Source organism: Jiella marina (assembly GCF_024359545.1).
In the GTDB taxonomy this organism is placed as follows: Bacteria; Pseudomonadota; Alphaproteobacteria; order Rhizobiales; family Rhizobiaceae; genus Jiella.
The window spans coordinates 1-25,222 of record NZ_JAKQZG010000005.1 but is presented as its reverse complement, the minus strand read 5'-3'; the positions used below and the strand labels follow the sequence as shown (position 1 = coordinate 25,222).

Below are 25,222 nucleotides of genomic sequence, written 5' to 3'. Positions count from 1 at the left end.
TCAGCTCACCGTCAGCCGGAAATAGAGGGCTGCCAAGCGTTCCGGCAGGTCGGTGATCCGCCTCACTGCCAACGTGTTCCGGCGGCCGAAGATCGGGGCCGCGGCACGATCGGCCGCATCGCCCAGCGCCACGCAAAAGACGTCGAGACCACGGTCGCGGACGTTGAGCACCGCCCGCCTGGCGTCTTCGCCGAGATAGCGCGCATCATCGACATCCACATCGGACGGTTCCCCGTCACTGACGACGATCAGTACGCGCCGGTGGTTGTGGCGGGTTGCCAAGCCATCGGCGGCATGGCGCGCGGCAGCGCCCAGACGGGTCGAATAGCCGGGCCGCAGCCCGGCAAGACGCGGGATCATCGCATCAACCATCTCATCGAAGGCTTTCACCTCTCCCAGCCGGACATTCTCGCGACCGTTTGAAGCGAAGGACAGAACCGCGAACGGGTCGCCGAGCTTCTCCATCTCGCTGCCGAGGATCGCGATCGCGAGGCTCGCCACGTCGAGCACGGTCTTCTGCCCGTCGCCAACGGGATCGGCCGTCGATTGCGATGTGTCGAGGAGAAGCATTACGGCAAGGTCACGGCCGCGACGCTGCTTCGTCGAATAGATGCGGGGATCGGGCACCTCGCCCAGGCGCCGGGAGACAACGAGATCCTGGACCGCCTCCATGTCGATCTCCTCGCCCTCCATCTGCCGCTTCAGGCGCACGGGACGATCGATGCGTGCGCGGCGCAGCAGGGCGTGGATGCGGCTCGCCACGGAGCGGCTCTCGTCCAGGGCTGTCAGAAGGCGCGCCGGGTCTCCACCGTCCATGGTCGCTTGCCGGATCGTGACGAAGTCGGGATGCTCTGCGTTGAGGCGGTAATCCCATTCGGGCAGCGTCGCGACGACAGCCCCAAGATCGGACGTCTCCGCCTGAGAGGCATTCGCCCGTCCAGCGTCCTCACCCGCTCCTAACTGCGAGCCACCCTCTTCCGGCTCGGGCGTCATGCGCGCGCCCTCGACCATCAGATCCAGGGGATCGGTCTCGGCATCGTCCGGCACGTCGAAAAGGCCGATGCCGTCGTCGCGATAGCTCGGCTCCACGCGATAGGCCTTGGCGTCGAAGGGAATGCGCATCTGGCCGAGGTCGTGGCCCAGGATATCGGCGATCTCCCGCGCCAGGGTCTGGCGGTGCGGGTCCTCGGCGAAGGCCGCCTCGAACAGACGGCGGCCCTTAACGACCCAGCCGTCGGCAACCTCGAAAGCAGGATCGAGCAGCCCGCGCGACAGGCGGGCGAACAGGGACTGCACGGTCCGTGCCGGTCGTGCGACGCCATGGAAAGACAGCCACAGGCGCATGAGCCCCGGATAGCGCGCCGCCGCGAGCCGTTCAACGCGCGCATCCTCCAAAAGACCGGTCAGGGCGATCTGCAAGGGCTTGAGCTTACCGATGGCAAAACGTTCGCGGGTAAAAACGAGATGCGCCGCGGCATGGGCCGTCATGGCCTCGAAGAAGGCTTTGGCCTCGTGTCCGGCCGGCGCCTGCAACCCCTCCGGCACGAGCAGACGCCCAGCCCCAAGGCGGGCGCGGGTCAGCGGCGCTTCATCGTCCGGGCCGGCCGGCAAGGCCTCGCAGCGCAGTTCCACATCGAACAGGCACCGCGCAAAGAGTGCGAGCCGGTCGGCATGGCCGGAAAGGCGGGATCGGCCCTCATGGACGGCAAGCCTGCGGTGCGCGAGAGGATCGTCGAGACGAAAATAGGCGATCCGTCGGCGCCGGTCGCGTACATGAAAGCGGAGCCCGTCTTCGATCCAGGCGGCGAGATCAGGCAGGGCAAGACGCGAGAGCAGCATGTCGGCGCTGCCAAGAAAGGGGGCGAGAGCCTCGGGCGCGCGGCGAGCGAGTTGCGCCAGGAGTTTGAGCCACTCCAGAGCCTCGCTCGGATCGCCGCCATGGGGCACACGATCTCGCGCCCCCGTGACGGCCTTTGCCGCACACCGGGCGCCCGCATGACGGCAGAGTTCGGCGACCGCCTCTCCCAGCACCGGAAGCGTCGCCGGATCGATCCGCGGCAAAGCGCGGCTCTCGAACGACCAGAGACCTTCGAGGACGCCTGGGCCGGCATTCAGATGATAGAGCGAACGGCTGACGCTCTTCCAGGACTCGATGTGCTCGGATCCCAGAACGCGAGCCGCATTGGCTCGCGCCCGCAGATATCCGTCGAGAAGGGCCGGACGGGCGGAGAGTTCGTTCTCCAGCGGATCACGCTCGTCGCGAACAGCGTCGTTCGTCGCTTCTCCGGACATCGGTGCAGTCCGCGCGCTAGAGACAGGCCTGCACCGCGGAGCGCAGCGCGCTGCGCGTGTCGGGGCTGTCGGTCAGGGGCGCGACGATCGCCATTTCGCAGGCCTGTTCGACGCCGATCCCGCGCGAGATCAGCTTGCCAGCGCGGATGATCGTGCGGGTCGAAGCGCCTTCCTCCAGTCCGTGGCCGCGAAGATTGCGCGAAGCACGGGCGATCTTGACCAACGTGTCGGCTAGCGCGGGCTGGATGCCAGCTTCCGCGGCGACGATCCTGGCCTCACGCTCCGGCTCGGCATAGTCGAAGTCGATGGCGGCGAAGCGCTGCTTGGTGGATTCCTTCAGGTCCTTCACCGCGCTCTGATAGCCGGGATTGTAGGAGATCACGAGAAAGAAGTCCTCATGGGCCGGGATCAGCTCGTTCTTCTTTTCCAGCATCAGCACGCGGCGTTCGTCGGTAAGCGGATGGATGACGACGGTCGTGTCCTGCCGGGCTTCGACGATCTCGTCGAGGTAGCAGATCGCCCCGCCCCGCACCGCCTGGGTCATCGGCCCATCGCGCCAGACGGTCGCGTCGCCATCGAGCAGGAACCTGCCCACCAGATCGGCGGCCGTCATGTCCTCATGGCAGGCGATGGTCACGAGCGGGCGGCCAAGCTTCCAGGCCATGTGCTCGACGAAGCGCGTCTTGCCGCAGCCGGTGGGCCCCTTGAGCATGACGGGAAGCCGTTCCGCGTATGCCGCCTCGAACAGCGTCATCTCCTCCGCAACGGGGCTGTAGAATGGCTCGTCAGCAATGCGGAACGGATCGAGACTCATCTTTCAGCTTCCCACGGGTCCATGCCCTCGAAGACCCTGTACCGCATCAGTCTATCTCTCCCGGCAAAGCCATGTCAGGGCATATCCCTCAGGCGAGCGAGACCACCGCATCGGTGGGAAGCGAGGCCTTGTCGCGGAACATGACCACCCAGTCGCCGGGCTCGCCGCTGGCCGTCGCCGACGGCTCGGCCGGCTGGACGAGACACCGGCCCATCATGAAGTCGCGCACCAGCACCGCCGCGCGGTTGGTGCTCGCCGGTTTCCCAAGGAAGAGATAGGCCTCGGGGTCGAGGCCTCGCGCCTTCAGCGCTTCGGTCGGCTCCACCTCGGAGATCGCGATCTGCCACTTGCTGCCGTCGGAATCATATTCGCGGATGGCATAGAGAAGCTCGTATTTGATCTGCTGCACGCTGAATCTCATGGCTCGCCTCTCGATCCCCGCAGGCGGTTCTCCCCTGTCACGGCACGACCCGGAAGGAAGCGCGCTCCGAGACGTCGCGGGTCCGGGTCTGCCATTGGCGCACGAGAGCCATCCCTTCGGCCTTCTCGTCTGCCGACATCTCGTTAACGGTGCTCTCGAGGATCGTGATCGCGGTTCCAACGCCATGCTGTGCGGCGAGCGAAAGCCAGACGAAGGCCTGGACGCGGCTCTTTTCCACGCCCAGACCGTTCCGATAGCAGAAGCCGAGGCGCGCCTGGGCGGGATAGTAGCCGCGCTCGGCCGCCATGCGATAGTAGCGCACGGCGCGGTCCCAATCCTGTTCGACGGCCTTGCCGGCGGACAGGATCGTCGCGGCATTGAACTGGGCGCCCATGTCGCCGTCCTCGGCGGCTTCGCCGAGCCAGGCAAGCCCGCGCTCGGCATCCTTCACGACGCCCTTCCCCTCGATGTACATCACGCCGAGATTGGTCTTGGCCTGGACGTTGCCGAGTTCGGCCGCGCGAAGGCAGGTCTCGAAGGCCTTCTCGTCCGAGCGCGGCAGGCCGTCGCCGTTGGCGTGGCAGATCGACAGCCAGAAGCAGGCGAGCGCGTCGCCCTTTTCGGCAAGATCGGCAAACCTCGCGGCGGCTTCCTCGAACCGTCCGTGTTCATAGAGACGCCCGGCTGCCGCAAGCTCGGGCGTCGGCGTAGCCTCTTGCGAAGTCGCGGATGTCGCTGCCATGGTCATATCATGTAATTCCCTACGGGCTGGTACATCGGAACGTCGCTCTCGACCTTCGGCATCGTCACCAGGCGATCGATCAGGGCCCGCTGCAACCACCAGCCGGACAGATCCGTCTGAACATCTTGCGAACCATCAGTCTCTTCCGCGGAGCGATCGTCGTTCGCGGCCGGCTGCGCAGCGATCGCACGCTGGAGCGTCTCGGCCCGTTCTCCAGCCTGCGAGACGAGCGCGAGCCAGGCATCCGGATTGGTTGCGGATGCGCCAGCGGCCACGAAAACCTGGGTGCGAAAGAGCGTCTTGCCGAGGGCCGTCTGCTGGATGACGACCACACAGGCTTCGATGCCCTTCGACAGAATGACGAGATTGGGGAACAGCCAGAGGACGTCGATCCGCTCGCCATCGGCCGTTCCGCGCCATCCCTCAAGGATGTGTCGATCGGCGAAGATCTCCTCCTCGACAAAGGCGAGCGACTGGCCGGCGATCTTCCAATTGGCGTCGAACTCGAACCATTGCTCGGCGGTTCGGGTGGCTCGGCCCGCTTGCAGGGCTTCGGGCACCGCGACGTCGTCCTTCCATCCTGGGGCATGGCCCTCCGGATCGACATTGGCGAAGACGACGCTGCCGAGGGTGAAGGTCCGGACCGGATAGAGGCGCTCCGGCCTCAGCCCGAGATACTGATACATGGCGGCGGTGTTGCCGCCTTCCCTGGCGATGGAGATTGGCTTCCGGTCGCGGCTGTAGCCGCAGGATGTGAAGGAGCATTTGGTCTTGGTGCCGTTCTGGCACTGGGTGGGCACGATCCGGCACCCGCCGTGCTGGGCCATGTTGAAGCGGCCTTCGAGGCCCCCGCCCGATATGCGCTGGATATGGATGCCATGATAGCCGAGAGTGAAGGGCAACAGATCGCCCTCTTCAGGAAGATCCGCCGCGGTTCCGATCGCCACCCAGTCGCGGGTCCACACCGCCTCGTCTTCCAGATAGGCAAATTGCAGGGATCGATGGGCCACCGCCGGCAGCAGGTTCGCCGTCCCGAAGGGCAGCGTGGCGCCAGCATAGTTCGCCGGATCTGCGAGATCGAGCCCTTCGTCCCAATAGCCGATGTCGGGCCGTCTAACCATTCCACACTCCGGTGTGTCGTCTGAGTTCGGTCTTTCGGTCGGATAGCGGGCTGCTGGTGCTCGTGGTTTTCGGACGTTGACCAGCACGCTTCGCCACCAGTCGCCGGGACGCCCTGGAGCGCTCCGACGACAGTCTCTTTGCCGGCCGGGATCAGGCTGGCAGGCGCACGGGCCCTTCGACGTCCGCATAATCCGCCCGGCCGCGATACTTGATCTCGGACTCCGGCACCGCCGGGAGCGGTCCGTCCATCGCGAAGCGGTCGAGGACGTTCTTGGTCAAGCGCGAGATGTTGTTGTCGCAATTGTTCCAAGGGAGCGAGCCGCAATAGGCGATCGAGGAGAAGGAGAAGCAGGCGCCGCCATTCGGAGTTTCGTGATAAGCGATGTCGCCGCGCACGCGCGGATGGGTGGTGCCGTCGAGACCCTGCTGGTTGAAGCCGAAATCCTCCATGACCAGAAGATATGCTTCCGTATGACGACCGGCCGAGGTCGCGACGGTCAGGGTATGTGGGGGCGAGCCGAGGGTGGTGTCGACGATGTCGAGTTCCAAACCCGCGGCACCGCCGCCGACAAGCCCGAAATTGCCGAGGTTCTCGTCATATTCGATACCCTCGAACGCCCAGGAGACGCGCGGATCGTTACTGTCGGGCGTGCGCGAGAAGTATCTCGACACGTCGAAGCCTTCCGACGACATGCCGACGCCCGCGACCGAGTGCAGATAGCGGCCGCGATAGCGCCACATGCCGCCGAGCTCGCCGGTGCCTGCATGATAGTATTCGCCCGGATCGGCGCGCCAGGTGCGGATACCGGATTCGCAGCGGCGCATTTCGGTGACGACGCCGCGGCCCTTGTCGTCATAGGCGGGATGGAAGGAATGCACCCAATACCAGGCGTCCGCTCCCATATACATCAGGCGGCCTCCGCGCTGGGTGTAGTTGTGCAGCGCGTCGAGCTGGGTGCCCGAATTGTGCTCGGGATGCGAGCCGGTGATGATGACGTTGTAGTTCTCGATTCGCGCGAGACCGTCATAGGTCAGGTCTTCGTCGGTGAACACGTCGTAATCGTAGCCCATGGTCTCCAGCCAGTAGATCAGATGGAGATCCGCCGGATACTGCCAGGGCGCCTGGGCGAGGAAGTGATCGTATTTCGGCCGGATGCTGAGGATCGGCCGCAGGCGCGAGGAGAAGCAGATGCCGGTCCCGTCGGTATGGGTGTCGTAGATCGACCCGCCATATTCGCGATGCTCGGCCAGGAACATGTTCTGGTGCTGCATGATCGGCACGCGGTAGACAAAGAGCTCCGCCGCACCCGCGTTACAGGCCACGTGCTCGTTGGCATAGGCCATGTAGCTGATCGTCGGAACCATGACCGCGATCTTCGACTGTTCCTCGCCGATGCGCGGCACGACCCAGAAGGGGATATAGTCCTCGTCGCCGTCGGCGGTCGTCAGCTTGGCGGCATAAAAGCGGCTCTTGCAATCTTCGGGAACCGTCCATTCGAAATCGACTTCCCAGCGCGCGTCGTCGACGTCGTCATCGTGGAAGCTGATCGCGCCATATTCCTTCGGCGCCTGCTTCCAGTCGAACACCGTGCCGGACCAGTTGTGGCCGGTCATGCCGCGGGTCGGAATGTTCACCAGCCTGGCGTCGAGCCGGTAGGGGCCGCAATCCTTGGCAATGATCGTGTCGATGCCTTCGGAAAACTCCCAGGCCGCGACGATCACCTCGGACAGGGCTCCGGTCGGGCCGGAGTTGCGGCGCTCCGTCAGGCCCGGCTGGGCACCGAGCTTCATCGTCTCGATCTCGAGACGCGACAGCGCCACCTTGCAGATCCGCGGCGTGTCGATCTTGCCGTTGTACTTGCCGGTGAAGACCACGCCGGCCGGAAGCGACGACTGCGCCAGGGGATCGTCGGTGATCTCGCTGCCATAGGCAGCGATCGCCGCCGGGACCGGCGTATGGCTGATCTTTTCCGAAACCTTCGTGGTGACCGGCTCGACCACCGGATCGAGGGCATACTGGATCTGCGGCTCGTGATAGAGAGTCAGATCACCGGTCTCGGCGTCGAAGGTCGCGGCGATGAAATGCCAGGCGTGATCGCGGACCTTCACGGCGCTCGTCAGCGTCGCTCCGTTCACGCGCACCTCGACATGGCCGTCCGGGTTGATGAAGAGACCATAGCCTTTGCCGTCCATCCACTTGGTGACGAGCCCCTGCGAGCCGTGCTTCCAGTATTTCGGATGGGTGGTGGGCGTCGTCGGCCAGATCCAGCACTGCAGCGTGAAGCTGTCGACGCGCAGCGCCTTGCAGTCTTCCACGAAGCCATAGGAGCCGCTGTGAATGATCTGCTTACGGCCGGAAAACGTCTCATCGAGGCTTCCCGGGACGGGCTTTTCAATGAAACCCGGCCCGCGCGGATTGGTGTCGCCGTTGATCATCTGGACAATCTCGGCCTTGTATTCCGAGGGACCGTCGCAATTGATCAGGAACTTGATGGTATCGCCGGGATGCACGCCGAACTTGTCGGCATATCCGGTCAGGCGCATGGCTGACATCGCTGGTTTCCTCTCGAAATCTGGGCGCAAGTGACCGTTCGCGCTGCTGCGGGCACGCTGGGTCAGCTCTTCATGTCGATTTGCGTGTATGGATCGGGGCAGTCGCCTTTGGAACTAGCGCCTGCCCTCGCCCTGCATGGGCTTCACTGGCCTCAGGTCACCGGCCAGTTGTCATCACGGCGCTTCCAACCCGGATTGTAGTGTTCGGGCATACCGGCCGTCTCGGGAAGTTCCTCGAGCCGCATCAGGAAGATGTCGTGCTGAGCGTCTTGCTCGTTCGTGTAGACCTTGTCGCCGACGAATTCAGGCGGAACGCCGCGAATCCCGGAGAGCCTGGCGATCCGCCACTCCTCTTCAACCTTGGTGCAGACGATGATCAGCTTGCCGACCACGGATTCCCCGCGCATCCGCAACAGGACGCGCTTGAGATGGGGATGCTCGTGAACGCCGCCCTCGAGCTCGGTCGTGTCGCCCTGGGTCTTGCATTTGAGGATCGAAAAACCGGCGACACCCTTCATCGACTCGGTGCACTCCTTGTGCTCCTTGATCATCGAGTCGCGTTCGGGGCTGCCTTTCGGCGGAATGGGTTCCATTGCAATCCTCCTTGTTTTCAAACGATGTTTCTGTGTTTCAGAGCCTCAAACCGTCATGTGGCGGTGGACGACCTCGTCGGTCAGGGCGGAGATCTCGCCCTCCTCCACCACCCGGCCGTTGTCCATCATGACGAAACGGTCGCCCAGCTTGCGGGCCACCTTGATGTGCTGCTCGGTCAGGATCAGCGTGATGCCGAGCTTCTTGTTGAGCATCTGCAGGGTCTCGCCGATCTCCGCGACGATGTTGGGCTGGATGCCCTCGGTCGGCTCGTCGAGCAGCAGGATCTGCGGGTCGACGGCGAGCGCCCTGGCGATTGCCAGCTGCTGCTGCTGGCCACCGGACAGTAGGCCTGCCCGCCGGTTGAGGTTCTCGCGAAGATAGGGAAACAGCTCCAGGCACATTTCCGGTATCTCGGAGGTGCGGTTCTTCTTGGCGAAGGTTCCGAGCAGAATGTTCTCGCGGACGGTGAACTTGCCGAGGATCTGGCGCCCCTGCGGGATGTAGCCGATCCCGTGCTTGGCGCGCTCGTCGGTTCGCGAGTTGCTCAAATCGTCGCCGGACAGCGAGAGCTTGCCGGTCATGCGGTCCACAAGCCCCATGATGGTGCGCACCAGCGTCGTCTTGCCGACGCCGTTGCGGCCGAGGACGCAGACGCACGAGCCCTTCGGCACGTTGAGGTCGATGCGCTTGAGGATCGGCGTCTTGCCGTAATAGGAGCTGACGTCTTCGAGCTGCATAAGCATCAGTGAACGCTCTCCTCGTCATCCTCGGTGCCCAGATAGACTTCCCGAACCCGCTCGTCCTTTTCGATGTCGGCGATCGATCCCTGGGCGAGCAGCGAGCCCATGTGCATGACCGTGACGACATCGGCGATGCGCCGCACGAAGCCCATGTCGTGCTCGACGACGATGATCGTGTTGGTCTTCTTCAGGCGGTTGAGAATCTCGACCGTCTTGTCCATCTCGTGCTCGGTCATGCCGGCGACCGGCTCGTCGAGGAGCAGCATCGCCGGGTCCTGCATGAGCACCATGCCAATCTCCAGCCACTGGGTCTCGCCATGGGACAGCGTCCCCGCCTTGATCCCCAGTCGTTCGGTGAGGCCGACATCGGCTGCAATTTCCTCCAGCCGCTTGGCGCAACCGTCCGGCTTGAAGCTGAACATGTTGCGAACGGCGCTGGTCTCGCGATTGTAGGCAACCTCGAGGTTCTGCCTGACCGTCAGCTCGCGGAACACAGCGGGCACCTGAAACTTCCGGCCGATCCCCCGGCGGGCGATCTCGTGCTCGCTGAGGCCGGTGATGTTCTCCTCGCGAAAGGTGATCTCGCCGGAGGTCGGCTTCTGGCGCCCGCTGATCAGGTCGATGGTCGTGGTCTTGCCGGCCCCGTTCGGTCCGACCAGGCACTGCAGGGTCATCTCGGTGACCGCGAGACTGAAGCCGTTGATGACCTTGGTCGCGTCGAAGCTCTTGTGCAGATCCTTGATTTCAAGAACGCCGACCATTTCAGGCTCCCCTCGTCTCGGGTTCGCCCGCACCCACGGTCAGGCTTTCCTGCGTCTCGCGTTTGCGGCTCACCATCCCGAGCAGCGTTTCCGCCAGTCCACCGAGGCCGCCCGGCAGGAAGCGCACGATCAGAATGAAGGAGAAGCCAAGGATCAGGATCCAGCTATTCAGGAACTCGTCACCCACGTAGCTCTGTGCCCCCTGGACAAGGAACGCCCCGATGATCGCCCAAAGTAGCGAGTTCCTGCCTCCGATCGCGGCCCAGATCACCATCGAGATCGAGAACCCGACATCGAACTGGGCCGGCGAGACGTACTGCGTCAGAAAGGCGAAGCAGCAGCCGGCGATGGCCGCGATCAGACCCGAGGCCGCGTAGACCAGCGTCTCGTAGATAGCGACGTTGTAGCCGAGGAAGCGCACCCGCTCGGAGTCGTTGTGGAGGGCTTGGACGATGAGCCCGAAGCGGCTTTGGGTCAGAAGCTTCGCGGCGACGGTCGACAGGACGAGAAGCGCGAACACCACCCAATAGGACGTGCTCATATACGGGTCGATGACGAAACCGCCGATATCGAGCGCAGCTGGGGGCGAGATGCCGTTGACACCGTTCGTATAGGGCTGAAGATCAACAAAGAGCGTCGCGAGCGCGCTGAGGATAGCGAGCGTCATGATGGCGAAGAACGGCCCTGCCACCCGCGCCTGGAACATCAGGCCACCGAAGATCAGATAGAAGACCGTCGGAACGATCAGGGCCAGAGCGATGCCGAAGCCGGTGTTCCAGAACGGCTCCCAGATCGCCGGCAGCGCATCGAGCCCGTTGTTCAGCATGAAGGGCGGGATCGGGCTGTACTCGGGGTCCTGGGTCTGCATCTGCATGGTCATGGCCATGCCGTAGGCGCCAAGGCCGAAGGCGATCCCCTGCCCCAGATTGAGGATGCCGCCGAACCCCCAGCACAGGCTGATCGAAAGCGCCAGCATGCCATAGACGCCGTAGGTCGCGAGTTGATTCAGGAGAAACGCGTCATCCATGACCAGCGGGATCACGGCAAGAGCGGCAAAGAACACCACATAGACGAGCCATTGAAGCAGGCGGTTATGATAGAGGTTCTTTTCCATTGTACTATCGCCCGATGTTCGCGCTGAGGGACGTTCGGTCAGACTGGCAGATCATCAGCGCCGCGCCCCGCCGGTCGCAATCAGCCCCTGGGGCCGGAAGCGGAGGAAGATCACGATCAGGACGAAGACCAGGAACTGCGCGAAAGTATCGTTGAAGATGTAGGCGAAGATCGACTGCGCCTCGCCGGTGACGCCGCTCGCCAGAATGCTTCCGAGGAGTGCGCCGCCACCCGTCACCACGATCAGGAACGCCTCGACGACGTAGCCCATGCCCATGGTCGGCAGCACGATGTTGAGGACGCCGAAGAGCGAACCCGCGATCCCCGCGAGGCCGGCGCCGAGCGCGAAGGTCAGCGCGTAGACCTGGCCGGAGTTGATGCCGAACGAGGCCGCCATCTCCTTGTTCTGGGTCACCGCGCGTAGCTTGATGCCAAACTCGGTCTTGTAGAACAGCCACCACACGGCTGCGACCAGCCCGATTCCGACCAGAAAGATGAAGACCCGGAAGATGGAGACACTGATCGGCCCGGCGGCGATGTTGGTCGACAGGAAGGACGGCATCTGGATGTATTTCGGGTCGCTGCCGAAGATCAGCCGAACGCCCTGCATCAGGACAAGGGAGACACCCCAGGTCGCCAAGAGCGTATCGAGCGGTCGGTCATAGAGATAGCGGATCAGCAGCCGTTCGATCACCAGACCGATCAGCGCCACCACGACAAAGGACAGCGGAATGCAGAGAAAGAACGGAACGCCAAGATAGTTCTGGAGCGTGTAGGACGCATAGGCCCCCAGCATGATGAACTCGCCATGCGCCATGTTTATGACGCCGGCGGTGCCGTAGATGATGGTCAGACCTAGGGCCGCAACCAGGAAAATACTCCCGATGCTCAAGCCGAGGATCAATGCGTTCACAAAGGATGCAAGCGTGAAGTCCACCAGAGGCGCCCCGTGTCTTGGTGATCGGCAGATCGTATCCGCGGGGATGAACCCCGCGGATCATGGCTGGATCAGATGACATCCTTGCGGATGTTTCCATCCGGCGTCTTCAGCCCTTCTGCAGTACAGACACCGATATCCGGGTAGATCGAGTAGGGGTCGGGAGCGACGTGCTCGGGCGCTTCCTTGACGATCTTGAAGCTGCCGTCAGGCTGGCACTGCCCGATCTTCGGGACCAGCCAGGTGTTGAAGTTGTTCTCGTCGATCCAGATCTCGCCTTCGGGCGAAACATCCGCCGAGACCTTCACTCCGGCGGCCGCATCGCGAACCCGGCGCGAGGTGACGTCGCCGACGCCGTGCTCGGCGATCGCCTTTTCCAGCGCGCCCTTGAAGACGTACGCCGAAGTATAGGTCTCTTCCATGTTGTAGTGAGTCGTGCCGTTCTTGCCGTATTTGCTCGACAAGAATCCCTCAACGAACTTTTCGTTGGTTGGATTCTTCAGAGCCTGGAAGTACGGCGCCGAGAGGAAATGTCCGGCTCCATATTCGGCGCCCATGGCCTTGGTCTCGATCTCACCGGTGGTCAGCGACGCGATGGGCATCGAGTCGGCACTGAAGCCCGCCTGCTTGAACTGGCGGTGGAACGCGATGTCCGAAGCGCCGACGACAGTGGAGAAGATGAAGTCGGGCTTGGCGGCCCGGATCTTGTTCAGAACGGGACCGAACTCGGAAGACCCGAGCGGAACATACTCCTCACCCAGCAACTCCCCGCCAGCTTCTTCAAGCCAGATCTTGGCGTTCTTGTTGGACTCCTTCGGCCAGACATAGTTCGAACCGACAAAGAACACCCGCGGGCCGAACTGCTCGACCATATACGGAATGAGGTCCTTGGAGTGCTGGTTGGCCAGCGGCCCGGTACAGACGGTGTTCTGCGTGCACTCGGCGCCTTCGTAGCAAGTCGGATAGAAGAGCAGGCTCTCCTGCTGCATGACAATCGGCAGGATCGCCTTGCGGCTTGCCGACGTATAACAACCGAAAATCGAAATGACCTTGTCTCGCAAGATCAGTTCGCGCGCTTTTTCGGAGTAGACTTTGAAATCCGACTTGGCATCGATGATGATCGGTTCGATAGGCTGTCCGTTGATACCGCCAGCCTCATTCATCTCGTCTATGGCATACTGCATCACGAGTGCCGAGTCTTCTTCGGGCACTGCGAGGCTACCCGTAAGAGAGAAAAGAATACCGACCTTGATCGGCTCGCCCTCGACGAGACTGGCAGCGCCGGCTTCGCGGACGCCGGGTATCCAGACGTGCGGCGCAGCGATAGCGCCAGCAGCAAGAGCCGAGTTCTTCAAAAACCTACGTCTATCGATAGCCATGCATAACTCCTATTGCCTCTTCACGCGGATCTTCGCTGAAACTTGTAAGCGCTAGTTTCGCGCTGCAGCATGCAGTTCAACGTGAAAAACCTGTCCGGTCAAGAAAGAAAAATTCTTTTCAGGCAATTTTTTGAATCTGCCGATTGCATACGCAGAGTGATCGCAAGGGCATCATTCAAAGCGTTTTTTTACTGAGCATATGAGTAAGAATTCAGCTTTTATCGCATCGCGGCGCACCGATACTCGGAAGATCTTTTTGAGGTTGTATATTTGATCGGACTCGATCAAGGCGTTTGCAAAAGCCTCGATAGCCAAAAGGTGACGGTCCGATGTGCCTAGCGCCGCATCGAGGAACTCACCTTCGGCCGGCCAAGATCTTGACGATCGGCATCGCGCTTGGCCAAGCGGTCGCTTCGGCCTGCTCTACCTTGCGCCTCGATTTGATCTCCTCGAGACGACACACCGCACATATACGACAGCGCCTGATCCACCAGCCGCCTCGCTTCCAACAGTATACTCTGATTGAAGGATTTTGGCAGAGCGAACGGAACCGGGATCGAGCGTTCCCTGGCGTAGCGCGGCGCAGGCAATTCCGCGCGACCATCCGTTCACGAAGAGAGTTTGTGATAATGTGTTCCATAGCGGTCTGAGGAGAGAGATAAGCGAGACGCCCCCTAGCTGAGGCTCGCGACCGCCATCTGCGTCGTTTCCTTTCTCTGCAAGGTGATCCGCGCTTTGCCCTTCATGGTGACGGGCGCGCAGATCGAGGGCGGCTCCGAATTCAGCCTGCCGCAATTGGAAGATGATGTTTTACGTCCTGCCGCCGCGCTTCTCCGACTTAAACGGCGGCACCGAGCGCTGCAACGTAGGCGCCGCGCGCTACGAGTTCCACGCAGTCTATCAACTGCCCGACCTCCTCGAGACGTTCAACGCACTCCCTGCCAGCTTCCCCGCCTCCACACCTGCCATCGCCTCCTCGGAGCCCTTGACAGCCTCGCACCCGCCGAGTGTCTTGTGGGTCGAATGGAACAGTGCTGTGCCGTTGGCCATGGCCGGGTTCGACATCACGATGTCTCAGACCAGGTCGGATTCGAGCTGCGCGATCGAGTTGCCGTACATCGCCGGCATCCTGGTGAAGGCATCGAGGTCGTCGCTGATCAGCACCTGCCGGGTGATCGCGATGACGCGGCCGTAGGTCTCGATACGATAGCTCTCCTTGCGCTCCCCGAGCGTGCCGCGCTTGAAGTCGCCGCTCTCGCCGACCTTCAGGAGCTGCGGCGCCTCGCCGAGCTGGACGCGTTGCATCGCCTTGAAATCGGTGGCGAGCACCTGCCGGCAGAACGTCAGAGAAGCTTCAGTTTTGTGACCTGCCCCTCCGTTTTGCCCGTTGCTCCATCCTGTTCGAGCCCGGCGCCAGATCCTTGATCGTGATATCCGGCTGCCATGTCTTTGCCGATGGCGGCTATGCCGGCATGAAGTCCAATCACCGAGGATGTCACCCGGCAGGATAGCGAGGCCAACGGTGGCACTCCCAGATCGCTCAGGCGTCATTCGTTCTCCATCAGCGGTGTCGCGAAAGATCGGGTCGGCACTATGATCCTGGTCCCATCTGTCGGGTCAAGGACGATCCTTGCGTCGATCGAGAAGGCCTTTGCGATCGATCCCGTCCAAGCGTCGTCGTTTCGTGCGCGGGTGAGTTCGACCGTGCCGTCCGATACGACAACCAGATCGTCGGCAAAGCGCAGGGCATGGTTCAGATCGTGAAGGATGGCGACGACGGCTTTGCCTTCGTTCCGCGCGAGGGATCGGAGAAGGCTCAGAAGGTCGAGCTGATGGGCGATGTCGAGATAGGTGGCAGGCTCGTCGAGGAGCATGACACCGGCCTCCTGGGCGAGGATCATCGCGATCCAGACGCGCTGGCGCTGGCCGCCCGACAGCGTATCGAGCATCCGGTCCGTCAGGTCTCGAAGTCCTGTCAGCGTCAGGGCCCGTTCGCAGGCGGCCTCATCGGCATGGTTCCAGCGAGTGAAGACGGTACGGTGGGGATAGCGGCCTTGCCGGACGAGGTCTCTCACGCTCATGCCGTCCGGTGCCTTCGGCGATTGAGGCAGGAAGCTGAGATGCTTGGCGAACTCCCGGCGCGCATAGGTTCCGATCGGTGCCCCGTGCAGCGCGATCGTCCCCGCCGAAGGGCGAAGCAGATTTGCGAGCGCGCGCAGGAGCGTCGACTTGCCGCTTCCGTTTGGCCCGATCAGGGCCGTCAGGGCATTGGCGCGGATGTCGAGATCAGCGTTCTCGATGACGCGGCGGCCCGAATAGCCCACGCTCAGGCCGCGCGCCGACAAGGCGAAGACTTCAGGCATCAGCCGCATTGCGCGATTTCCAGAACAGATAGGCGAAGAAGGGCGCTCCCACGAGCGCGGTGATCAGGCCGGCTGGAAGCTGCACGGGCGCGGCAATGGTGCGTCCGGCGAGATCGGCGGCGACGAGAATGCCTGCACCGACGAGTGCTGCGATGGGCAGCATTCTGGCGGAGGCATGACCGACCAGGGTGCGTGCGATGTGAGGGGCGATCAGGCCGACGAAGCCGATCAGGCCCGTTACGGCGACCGCACTGGCCGACAGCAGCGCGCAAAGAAGCAGAAAGACTCCACGCATCAGTTCGACCCGTTGACCGAGTGCCGTGGCGACGTCTGTCTCGAAAGCCAGAAGATCGAGCTTGGCTGTAAGACAGCCGAGGCCCAGCAGAACCGGGCCGACGACGATCGCCAGGACTCGCAGTTCCTCCCAGCTTGCCAGATAGAGCGTGCCCGAAAGCCAGACCGAGGCGCGTTGCACGGCGTCGACGTCGCCAAAGGCGGAAATGAAGCTCGCGCCTGCCCCGCAAAGCGAGCTCAAGCCGATGCCGACGAGGATGAGGCGGATCGAATTCGCACCGTCGCGCAAGGAGAGGCCATAGATCGCGACCGCCAGGGCAAAGGCGCCGGCAAAGGCCGAAAGTGCAAGGATGTGAGGCGAGGTGACACGAAACACGACCAGCCCGACAAGTGCGGCAAGGGCCGCGCCGGCGTTGATGCCGATAAGTCCGGGTTCGGCCAGCGGGTTTTGCAGGACCGTCTGGGCCAACGCGCCGGCCACTGCCAGGACCATGCCGGCCAGAAGCGCGAGCAGAAGCCGGGTTAGTCGGATATCCATGACGATCATCGCCGCCGCGGGCGAGTCCTCGGACGTGCCGAAGAGCACTGCCCCGATCTGCGCCGGCGAAAGCGACTGTTCGCCCATGCCGAGGCTAAGACAGGCGAGGCCGGCGATCAGGAGCGAAAGGAAAAGAACTGTCCGCGTCATGAGATCGCCAGACGGCGGCGGGCGAGATAGACGAAGAAGGGCGCGCCGATCAGCGCCATGGTGACGCCCACGGGCAGGTCAACACCACTGAAGGCCCCGCGCACGGCCGTGTCGGCGAGAAGAACGAGCATCGCCCCCATGAGCGCGCTGTACGGCAGGACCCGCCGATAATCCGTGCCAAACATGATGCGCGCGGCGTGAGGGACAACGAGGCCGACGAAGCCAACCGGCCCGGCGATCGCGACCGCGCTCCCAGCAAGCAGTACCACGAGCGCACCGCAGATGAGGCGCCAGAGGATCAGGTTCTGACCGAGGCTGAGCGAGATGTCGGGACCGAGGCCAAGGGTTGTCACCTGACGCGCGATGAGAAGTGTCGCGGCAAGGCCCGCCACGATGTGGAGCGACAGTGGCAGAACCGTTTCGATCTGCCGACCCGTCAGCGAGCCGACGGTCCAGAGGCGGACGACATCCAGGGTCGCGCGGTCGGTGACGAGGATCATCGTGGTAAGCGACGCGATGAAGGATGACAGAATGATTCCGGCGAGCGCCAGCTTGAGCGGCGTCGCGCCGCCGGGGCCCACCGACCCGAGACCATGGACCAGAAAAGCCGCAATCCCGGCTCCAGCGAACGCGAACCAGGCATAGGCGCTGCCGGTCATCGGTTCGAGATAGAGAACCGCGAGCACGACCGAAAAGGCCGCGCCAGCATTGATGCCAAGAAGGCCGGGCGAGGCGAGCGGATTGTTGGTCATCGCCTGCATCAGCGCGCCGGCGACCGCCAGCGCTGAGCCGATCGCCAGCGCCGCCACGATGCGCGGCAGCCGGACAGTCGTGACGATCAGGGATTCGTATGATGCCTCGGCACCGGCAAGCGCATCGAAAACGGCGGGAAGTGACACGCGAGACGCGCCCACCGTCAACCCCCAGACCGCAGAGAGCATCAACGCCATGACGAGAAGTGGCGCGACGATCAAATCGCGCCGTACAGCGGTGATTGTCCGCTTGTTCCGCGTCATCGCCCGTCGATGATGAAGCGCTCGATATCGTCGAGAACCCTGTTGGCGGAGGCGAGCCCGCTGAACTCCATCCAGGTTGCTGCATCGACCCGATGAACGTTCCCGGCGGCAACGGCGGGAAGCATCTGCCATAGGGGATTGTTTGTCACTTCCTCATGGCGACCGCTCACGGCGGAATCGTTCGCGCCGCCCACGATGTAAAGAAGCACCTCCCCACGAAGTGCCGCGAGTTGTTCCCAGTCCGGGCGCTTGACCGTGAGATCGCTGTCGGTGGTCTCGTATTCGGTGCGCTTTACCCCGGCCTCCCGCATGACCGCGAAGGGGCCGTAGGCCTTGGGGCCATCCAGATAGACCTGAAAATCCCATGGGGTAATGCGGACGATCGAGACGGACGTGTCGGGAACACGGTCGCGGATTGCCGCCACGCGGTCTTCGAAAGCCGCGAGCGCTTCGTCGGCCTCCGCGCGTGTTCCGGTGATGTCGGCGACGAGACGGTAATAGTCCTTCCACCCTTCCGCTCCGATCAACACCGTCGGCGCGATGCGCGAGGCGAGGTTCAAGACCTCCTCGCCTGCCATGGCACTGCCGATGATCAGATCCGGATCAAGGGCGATGATCGTCTCGATGCTCGGCTCCGCGAACGTGCCGAGATCGGTGACGCCCTCATTCACGGCATCGGCCTTGAGTTGTTTGTCGCTCATGCCGAACAGCGGCGCCCCGACCACAGGAAGTCCGAGTTCCAGTGCCATGCCGAGGCTGTAGGTCGGATCGAGCACGACGATGCGCTCAGGCATTTCGGGGACGCAGACGGCATCGCCGAGTATCGCGGGATCGTCCACGAGCCTGCCGTCACAAGCCACGGCCGGCGTCGCGAAGCCAATGGTGAGGAGCAGGAGAGCGAGGAGCCGTCGCGTCATTGCCAGTTCTTCTTCGATAGGGCGTCGTACGCCGCAAGCAGGAGGATCAGAACTTGCCCGTCGCCTTCAGGCCGTAGGTGCGCCCGTCCCCAATCGTCGCCTGGGAGCCTGTCTCATTGATGCTCGTCAGATACTGCTCGTCGAAGATGTTCTTGGCGAAGGCCGCAACCGAGAAGTCGTTGTATTCATATCCGATTTGCGCATTCACAAGAGTAAAGGAATCGACGAGGCGGCTCGACGTGTTGGCGAGGTCGCCACTCGAATAGAAGCCGTCCGTGAAGGACATGTCTGCTTCGGCGAAGATGCCGGAATGGTGGCGCCAGATCCCACCCGCGGCAAAGGTGACCGCAGGAGCCTCCGGGAACTCCTTGCCCTCGAGATTGATACCGCTGGCCGTGACGCCCTCGTCGAATTCAGTCTTGAGAAGGCCGAGTGAGGAGAACAGTTCGATCTCGGGCATCGGCATCCAGCGCACCTCCGCTTCCGCGCCGTAGGCGTGGGACTTGCCGCTATTCGCCGTGATCGTCTGACCGGAGAAGTTGGGATTGAAGGTCAGGACCTGCTGGTTCTCGTAATCGTAGTAGAAGGCGTTGGCGTTGAGTTTCAGCGTGTCGTCGAACCAGCGGGAGCGGTAGGCGATATCGTAGGACCAGAGATATTCCGGCTCGACTTCATTGATGGCGGTTGAACCGGCAACGGCTTCCGAGAAGCCGGCGCGATAGCCGCGGCTCGCCGTGAAGGCGACGGTCTGGTTGTCGGTCAGATCGTAGGCCAGTCCGATCTTCGGCAGGAATACCGTGTTCGCCGTGGAGTTGTTTTCGTCGAGGGATCCGAATGTCGGTATGCCGGTTCCGATCGTCGTCGCAAAGTCGAGCGCTGTGCCGGCATAATCTGCCGAGACCTCATCACGCAGGATACGACCGCCGGCAATCAGCGTCCAATCTTCGAAGAAGCGGTAGCGCGTATCGGCGTAGGCGGCGATGGACTCGGTCTTGTTCTCAGCGGTCAGCATCTGCACGTCGATCAGCGGCACGCCGTAAGGGGCAAGAAGCGTGGTCTGGATCGATGAGTCGAGATCGGTCGTGAAGCGGCCCGCGAACACGCCGAAGACACCCGAAAACGGGTCGTCGGGGGATTCGTAGGTGAGCTGCAGATCCTGCGCGAAATCCGCACCTTCGCGTGTATCGTCCCGAATGAAGGATGATGCCGAGGGCGATTCAATCGTCACGCCCGTGTCGACGAAGGACGTGACCGATCGCACCGTCCAGTCCGGTGTGATTTCGTAGCTGACGTCGGCGATGTAGCGATTGACATGGGTATCGCGGAACTCGGCCGAGTCAGTCGTGGAATCGTCGAAATGGCGGTCGAAGAAGTCGGGTCCGCTGACCAGGCCCCAACCGGGTTTGTCGTGGGTGCGGCTGACGGTGAAGAGCGCCCGCAGACCTGGCATCGCCTCCGGCGTGAACAGGAACTTACCGCGAATCTGCTCGTATTCGTCTTCTTCCAACTCGGCAAGGGCAGGGTTGGCGTAGTCGATATCCTTGGTTTCTCGGGATTTCTGGCCGGCTATGCGAACGGCGAACTGATTGTCGATGATTGGGGCGTTCACGGCAAAGGCGCCGGAGAGATAGTCCTGGTTGCCGGCCATGCCCTCGAGTATGACTTCCGGCTCGTAGGTCGGATCCTTGGTCTTGATGATCACCGATCCGGCGAGCGAATTGCGGCCCTGGGTGGTCGATTGCGGCCCTCGCAGCACCTCCACCTGCTCCACGTCCCAAAGGCCACGTGAGCCGCGGCGAGTGGCTTCGATCCCTTGCTCGGCGCCGTCGACGAGGACGGATATGACCGGCGAGGAACGGCTCGGCTGAGTCACCCCTTCTGCGTTCAGGCCGCGAATGACGAAGCTGCTATTGCCGGTTCCCGACTCGAAGGAACGAACGTTGCCGACGGTGTTCAGTGCCTGATCGACGGTATTGTAATTGTAGTCCTCGATCTCACCGCTGCCGACGACATCGACGCTCGTGTAGGTGTCGAAGATGTCGCGCGGAATCTTCTCGCCCTGCACGACGACCGTATCGAGAGTAATCATGCCGCCGTCGTAAGTGTCGATGGTGGTATAGTCGACATCAGCCGTGTTTTCGGTGGTCTGAAAGTCGGTATCCTGCGCCTGCGCTTCGACGTCGAGAGTCAGGGTTCCACCAACAGACAGGGCTGTTGCAGTAACGAGAACTCTTGTCAGTCGTTCGACCGAGCCTGTCGCTTTGCGCATGATACCGAACTCCAACCGTCACAAGTTTTCTTGGGGCACTCCGACCCGCTGCAATCGCCCGGAGTCTTAAATCTGATCTTTTGAGTCCACAATTAAAAACTCGATGTAAATAGTCATGTTTTTAGCACTGGGGGATTTGGGCAACAGTGTGCCTGGGAGGGCGAAACAGTCAGCCACTCCCCTCCTTTGCGAAATGTTTGGCTTGCCGCATCCGATTGGCGCTTGCACGTCGCCGCTCTGCCCATTGACCGGTTTTATCGACTGACAAGAGCAAACTTCCTCGGTAGGCTTCTGCCATGGCTGGAGGCAGCCAGCAGCTCGCGCTGCTGAAGGGGTATGGCGAATGCCTCCGAGACGGGTTCCTTCCCGACCGTTTGTTCGTTGGGCGAAGACGTTTGCAATGCGAGCGCTGACGAGAGCTTCGCCGTGACGAAGGAAACGGATATGCGCGACTATCGCGACGCCAAAGCCATGGCGAAAGCCATGCGCGAAATACTGGCCGATCTTGACCTGACGATTAGCCACAGCCAGGCGCTGGAAATCGTTGCAAGGCAGTTCGGGTTGACGAACTGGAACGTTCTGTCAGCAAAAATCGACGACGCCGCGCGTGCTCGACCCGTTGGCAGGATAGCATTCGAGCAGGCCGTGCCGATCATTCGTATCTTCGACGTTGCGAAGGCCGACGAGTTCTATCTGGACTTTCTCGGCTTCACCGTCGACTGGGACCATCGCTACGGAGTCAATTTTCCGCTCTACCGGCAGATTTCCCGTTCCGGCCTCAGACTGCACCTCTCCGAGCACGCTGGGGACGCCACGCCCGGAGGGAACATGTGCGTCTACATGACCGAGATCCGGGATCTTCACCAGGAGCTTCTGGCCAAGGACTACCGCTATATGAAACCTGGTATCGCAGACGAGGGGACAAGACTGGAGATGCAGGTCACCGACCCCTTCAACAACCGCATCAGGTTTATGGAACTCAAGGGCTGATGAGGCGATAAAAGACAGGTCGCCGCAGACCGGCCTCTCTCACGATCGAAAATCCGCAATTCGGCTTGGAGCGAATGACGATGAGGATGCATTGCCGGCTCGCTCCAAGCCCTTGTTTTTACGCGTAAAGCGTTCGGAAAATTATCCAAACTTTCAGTCTCGCTCTATAACATGATTTCATTCATCATGTTATTTGCCGCATCGGGATCACGGTTCCCTCCCCGATGAATGCGAATGCGTGATCGTTTGATGCTTTTCCAGGTATGGCCGGAGACCACCACTCATGCTGACCGCATCCACAACGATCCTTGTCCCCGGCGCTTCGGAGCTGCTCGCCCGCCTGTGCCAGCATTCGCCGAACACGGCATCGTCGAGTTCGATGGTCGGTTTGCCGCCATGAAGCAGATCCGCCGCCTCGTTCGCTGCGAACTCAAACTCCCCCGACAACGCCATCTGGCCGCGGCCTGTCGGAGGCGCAGCGTCGGGGGCGATGCGGCACGCGCCGATGCCGGGACGGAATAACGGGACGCCGGCTCTTCGGCTTGCGTTTCGCGCCTGAACGGCTATCGAAATCGCAACGCTCCGGCACCTCGACGCCCCGCTGGTGCGGACCCCGGGGCCAAAACAGCCTTGAAGCCGCTCCTAGGGCCAATATCGGATCACATGCTCAAGCGCTTCTTTTCCTATTATCAGCCCTACAAGGGGTTGTTCGTTCTGGATTTCGGCTGTGCGGTCCTGGCCGGGCTTCTGGAACTCGGCTTCCCGATCGCGGTCAAGGTCTTCGTCGACGATCTTCTGCCCGGCGGCGACTGGCCGCTGATCGTCGCTGCCACGCTGGGGCTCCTGGCGATCTATCTCGTGAACACCGGTTTGATGGCCGTGGTCACCTATTGGGGTCATATGCTGGGGATCAATATCGAGACGGAGATGCGCAAGCGCGCCTTCGATCATCTCCAGAAACTGTCCTTCGGCTATTTCGACAACGTCAAGACCGGCCATCTCGTCGGCCGCCTGACCAAGGATCTGGAGGAGATCGGCGAGATCGCGCATCACGGTCCCGAAGACCTCTTCATCGCGGTGATGACCTTCGTCGGCGCCTTCTTGCTGATGCTCTTCGTGCATGTGGAACTGGCGCTGATCACCGGCGTCATTGTGCCGGTCGGGGCGTGGCTGACCACCCGCTACGGCGCCCGGATGACCGCCACCTGGCGGGCGATCTACGCCTCGGTCGGCGATTTCAACGCCCGGATCGAGGAGAATGTCGGCGGCATCCGCGTCGTGCAGGCCTTCGGCAACGAGCATCACGAGCGCCGGCTGTTCTCGCGCAATAACGCCGAATATCGCCGCCGCAAGCTCGACGCCTACAAGATCATGTCCTGGTCGCAGTCGCTGAACTATTTCTCCATGCGCCTCACTCAGGTGATCGTCATGGTGGCGGGAACGTATTTCGTCATCGCCGGCGACCTGACCAATGGCGGATTCGTCGGCTTCCTGCTTCTGGTCGGCGTGTTCTTCCGGCCGGTGGAAAAGATTGCGGCGGTTCTAGAGACCTACCCGAAGGGGATCGCCGGCTTCCGCCGCTATTGCGAGTTCCTGGACACCGAGCCGGAAATCGAGGATCGGCCCGGAGCCGTCGCGATTTCTCAGGTGAAGGGTGCGGTCGCCTTCGAGCATGTGCGCTTTGCCTATGGCAACGGCCTGCCGGTCCTGAAGGATGTGAGCTTTGCGGCGAAGCCCGGCGAGACGATCGCCTTCGTCGGCCCGTCGGGTGCAGGCAAGACGACGATTTGTGCGCTGTTGCCGCGTTTCTATGATGTTTCCGGGGGCGTGATCCGCATCGACGGGAGGGATATCCGCGATATGGCGCTCGCCTCGCTGCGCGAGCATGTGGGCGTCGTGCAACAGGACGTGTTCCTGTTCGGCGGCACGGTGCGCGAGAACATCGCCTACGGCCGACTCGACGCGAGCGAGGAGGAGATCGTCGCGGCCATGCGCCGGGCCTCGCTGGAGGCGACCGTCGCCGCACTCCCCAATGGCCTCGACACCATTGTCGGTGAGCGCGGCGTGAAGCTCTCCGGCGGCCAGAAGCAGCGGCTCTCGATCGCCCGCATGTTTCTCAAGGACCCGGCGATCCTGATCCTCGACGAGGCCACCTCGGCGCTCGATACCGAGACCGAGCGGCAGATCCAGGCGGCGCTCGCGGAACTGTCAAAGGGCCGTACCAGCCTCGTCATCGCCCATCGCCTGTCGACGATCCGCCATGCCGATCGGATCTGCTTCGTCGATCAGGGCAAGATCGTCGAGACCGGCTCCCATGCCGAACTGATGGCCAAGGGCGGCGCCTATGCCCGTCTGGTCGCGGCCCAGTCGGGCGCAGAGGGTCCGGTGAACTCCTTGACGGAAGCTGGCAGGCTTTCTGCCACTGCGCCAGCGGGATAAATACCCGGTCTACCAACCCCGAACGACAAAGAGCGGCACCACTTTTGTGGTGCCGCTCTTTGTTCATGACGATGATGGAGGCCAGCGTCAGAACTTGAAATGGGCTTTCAGCAGTCCGCGGCGACCTTCACCGTAATAGCAGGCCGTCGCACCCTGGCAGCTCGCCACGTGTTTCTTGTCGAAGACGTTGTTGACGTTGAGCGAGACGCCCCAGTCGTCTTTTTCATAAGCAATGCGCGCGTCGACGAGCGTCACGTCGGGCACTTCGAACTGGTTTTGATTGTCGGCGAAACTCTCGCCGAAGTAACGGACGCCGGCGCCGACTCCGACACCTTCCATTTGGCCGGACGGAACCCGGTAGTTCAGGCAATTCCGGCGGAATTCCCGATTTGCGCTTGCATCGTCTGGCTTCCCACCGGATTGGCCGGCGATCGCTCCGAAGCCGTCGTCCCAAAACGGTGACCACTGCCCGCTCTCGATCTCCCTGCAGTAGGTCTGAAAGAAATCCGAGCTGTAGGCGTTCATCTGCTCGTAGCTTGGACGAACGAGCCCCTGGCGAAGATTCGACCATCGATCGGCAAGCTCGGCCATCGACTTCGAAAATCTCGCCCGGGCTTCGCCGACGTCTTTCGTCCGCAGCGACTGCTTCTCCAACGTCCGTCCGACCAAGCCGACGAGATCGCCCGGCACGCGAACGCGCAGATAGTAGACGCCGCTCTTCGGATGCTTCCAGGGACGAGACATACGCAACACCATGTGCACCACCTTTGTGTACCAC

22 protein-coding genes are annotated in these 25,222 nt (G+C 62.4%); 2 read left to right on the top strand and 20 right to left on the bottom strand.

Annotation, left to right across the window (positions count from 1 at the left end):
* The 18 genes from MF134_RS10325 to MF134_RS10240 all read right to left on the bottom strand — a co-directional run bounded on the left by MF134_RS10325 (position 1) and on the right by MF134_RS10240 (position 21,015).
* Positions 1 to 2,292 (bottom strand): nitric oxide reductase activation protein NorD, encoded by a 2,292-nt coding sequence (locus MF134_RS10325; RefSeq protein WP_255339375.1) that lies wholly within the window; start codon positions 2,290 to 2,292, stop codon positions 1 to 3.
* 16 nt (positions 2,293 to 2,308) lie between these two features.
* On the bottom strand, positions 2,309 to 3,106 hold the full coding sequence (locus MF134_RS10320; RefSeq protein WP_255339374.1) for a CbbQ/NirQ/NorQ/GpvN family protein: 798 nt from the start codon (positions 3,104 to 3,106) through the stop codon (positions 2,309 to 2,311).
* A gap of 88 nt (positions 3,107 to 3,194) precedes the next feature.
* A complete protein-coding gene (locus MF134_RS10315; protein ID WP_255339373.1) occupies positions 3,195 to 3,527 on the bottom strand; it encodes a hypothetical protein in 333 nt (110 codons plus the stop codon).
* A gap of 37 nt (positions 3,528 to 3,564) precedes the next feature.
* Complete coding sequence (locus MF134_RS10310) at positions 3,565 to 4,269, bottom strand: tetratricopeptide repeat protein (RefSeq protein ID WP_255339372.1); 705 nt, start codon at positions 4,267 to 4,269, stop codon at positions 3,565 to 3,567.
* Between the two features lie 2 nt (positions 4,270 to 4,271).
* Positions 4,272 to 5,390 (bottom strand): Rieske (2Fe-2S) protein, encoded by a 1,119-nt coding sequence (locus tag MF134_RS10305; RefSeq protein WP_255339371.1) that lies wholly within the window; start codon positions 5,388 to 5,390, stop codon positions 4,272 to 4,274.
* Between the two features lie 151 nt (positions 5,391 to 5,541).
* Positions 5,542 to 7,944 carry a LamG domain-containing protein gene (locus tag MF134_RS10300; protein WP_255339370.1) on the bottom strand — a complete coding sequence of 801 codons (2,403 nt, stop codon included), beginning with the start codon at positions 7,942 to 7,944 and terminating at the stop codon, positions 5,542 to 5,544.
* A gap of 152 nt (positions 7,945 to 8,096) precedes the next feature.
* A complete protein-coding gene (locus tag MF134_RS10295) occupies positions 8,097 to 8,537 on the bottom strand; it encodes a N,N-dimethylformamidase, small subunit (RefSeq protein WP_255339369.1) in 441 nt (146 codons plus the stop codon).
* A 45-nt stretch (positions 8,538 to 8,582) separates the two neighbouring features.
* Positions 8,583 to 9,281, bottom strand: a complete 699-nt coding sequence (gene urtE, locus MF134_RS10290) for an urea ABC transporter ATP-binding subunit UrtE (protein ID WP_255339368.1) — start codon at positions 9,279 to 9,281, stop codon at positions 8,583 to 8,585.
* Positions 9,281 to 10,039, bottom strand: coding sequence for an urea ABC transporter ATP-binding protein UrtD (gene urtD, locus MF134_RS10285; protein ID WP_255339367.1), 759 nt, complete (start codon positions 10,037 to 10,039; stop codon positions 9,281 to 9,283). The genes urtE and urtD overlap by 1 nt, the downstream gene beginning before the upstream one ends.
* Before the next feature lies 1 nt (position 10,040).
* Positions 10,041 to 11,153 (bottom strand): ABC transporter permease subunit, encoded by a 1,113-nt coding sequence (locus MF134_RS10280; RefSeq protein ID WP_255339366.1) that lies wholly within the window; start codon positions 11,151 to 11,153, stop codon positions 10,041 to 10,043.
* 54 nt (positions 11,154 to 11,207) lie between these two features.
* Positions 11,208 to 12,092 carry an urea ABC transporter permease subunit UrtB gene (gene urtB / locus MF134_RS10275; protein ID WP_255339663.1) on the bottom strand — a complete coding sequence of 295 codons (885 nt, stop codon included), beginning with the start codon at positions 12,090 to 12,092 and terminating at the stop codon, positions 11,208 to 11,210.
* A gap of 68 nt (positions 12,093 to 12,160) precedes the next feature.
* Positions 12,161 to 13,468: a transporter substrate-binding domain-containing protein gene (locus MF134_RS10270; protein ID WP_255339365.1), complete on the bottom strand. Its 1,308-nt coding sequence runs from the start codon at positions 13,466 to 13,468 to the stop codon at positions 12,161 to 12,163.
* Positions 13,469 to 14,542: 1,074 nt separating this feature from the next.
* A complete protein-coding gene (locus tag MF134_RS24190) occupies positions 14,543 to 15,019 on the bottom strand; it encodes a phage major capsid protein (protein WP_457589970.1) in 477 nt (158 codons plus the stop codon).
* On the bottom strand, positions 15,016 to 15,840 hold the full coding sequence (locus MF134_RS10260) for an ABC transporter ATP-binding protein (RefSeq protein ID WP_255339363.1): 825 nt from the start codon (positions 15,838 to 15,840) through the stop codon (positions 15,016 to 15,018). Before MF134_RS10260 ends, MF134_RS24190 begins: the two co-directional genes overlap by 4 nt.
* Positions 15,824 to 16,813, bottom strand: a complete 990-nt coding sequence (locus tag MF134_RS10255; protein WP_255339362.1) for a FecCD family ABC transporter permease — start codon at positions 16,811 to 16,813, stop codon at positions 15,824 to 15,826. The genes MF134_RS10260 and MF134_RS10255 overlap by 17 nt, the downstream gene beginning before the upstream one ends.
* On the bottom strand, positions 16,810 to 17,829 hold the full coding sequence (locus MF134_RS10250; protein ID WP_255339361.1) for a FecCD family ABC transporter permease: 1,020 nt from the start codon (positions 17,827 to 17,829) through the stop codon (positions 16,810 to 16,812). Before MF134_RS10250 ends, MF134_RS10255 begins: the two co-directional genes overlap by 4 nt.
* A complete protein-coding gene (locus MF134_RS10245) occupies positions 17,826 to 18,746 on the bottom strand; it encodes an iron-siderophore ABC transporter substrate-binding protein (protein ID WP_255339360.1) in 921 nt (306 codons plus the stop codon). The genes MF134_RS10250 and MF134_RS10245 overlap by 4 nt, the downstream gene beginning before the upstream one ends.
* A gap of 46 nt (positions 18,747 to 18,792) precedes the next feature.
* The gene (locus MF134_RS10240) at positions 18,793 to 21,015 is read right to left on the bottom strand and encodes a TonB-dependent receptor (protein WP_255339359.1); all 2,223 of its coding nucleotides are present in this window, start codon (positions 21,013 to 21,015) and stop codon (positions 18,793 to 18,795) included.
* A 444-nt stretch (positions 21,016 to 21,459) separates the two neighbouring features.
* On the opposite strand from MF134_RS10240, the gene MF134_RS10235 reads away from it, so the two are divergent.
* Entirely contained in the window at positions 21,460 to 22,005 is a 546-nt protein-coding gene (locus MF134_RS10235; protein WP_255339358.1) for a glyoxalase superfamily protein, read from the top strand.
* Positions 22,006 to 22,212: 207 nt separating this feature from the next.
* Here MF134_RS10235 and MF134_RS10230 read toward each other — a convergent pair whose 3' ends face one another.
* On the bottom strand, positions 22,213 to 22,458 hold the full coding sequence (locus tag MF134_RS10230; RefSeq protein ID WP_255339357.1) for a hypothetical protein: 246 nt from the start codon (positions 22,456 to 22,458) through the stop codon (positions 22,213 to 22,215).
* 210 nt (positions 22,459 to 22,668) lie between these two features.
* Between MF134_RS10230 and MF134_RS10225 the strand changes: the two genes are divergently transcribed.
* Positions 22,669 to 24,444 carry an ABC transporter ATP-binding protein gene (locus MF134_RS10225; protein ID WP_255339356.1) on the top strand — a complete coding sequence of 592 codons (1,776 nt, stop codon included), beginning with the start codon at positions 22,669 to 22,671 and terminating at the stop codon, positions 24,442 to 24,444.
* An 87-nt stretch (positions 24,445 to 24,531) separates the two neighbouring features.
* Here the strand turns inward: MF134_RS10225 and MF134_RS10220 are convergent, their stop codons facing one another.
* Positions 24,532 to 25,188: a TonB-dependent receptor domain-containing protein gene (locus MF134_RS10220; protein ID WP_369695423.1), complete on the bottom strand. Its 657-nt coding sequence runs from the start codon at positions 25,186 to 25,188 to the stop codon at positions 24,532 to 24,534.
* Positions 25,189 to 25,222: the final 34 nt, after the last annotated feature.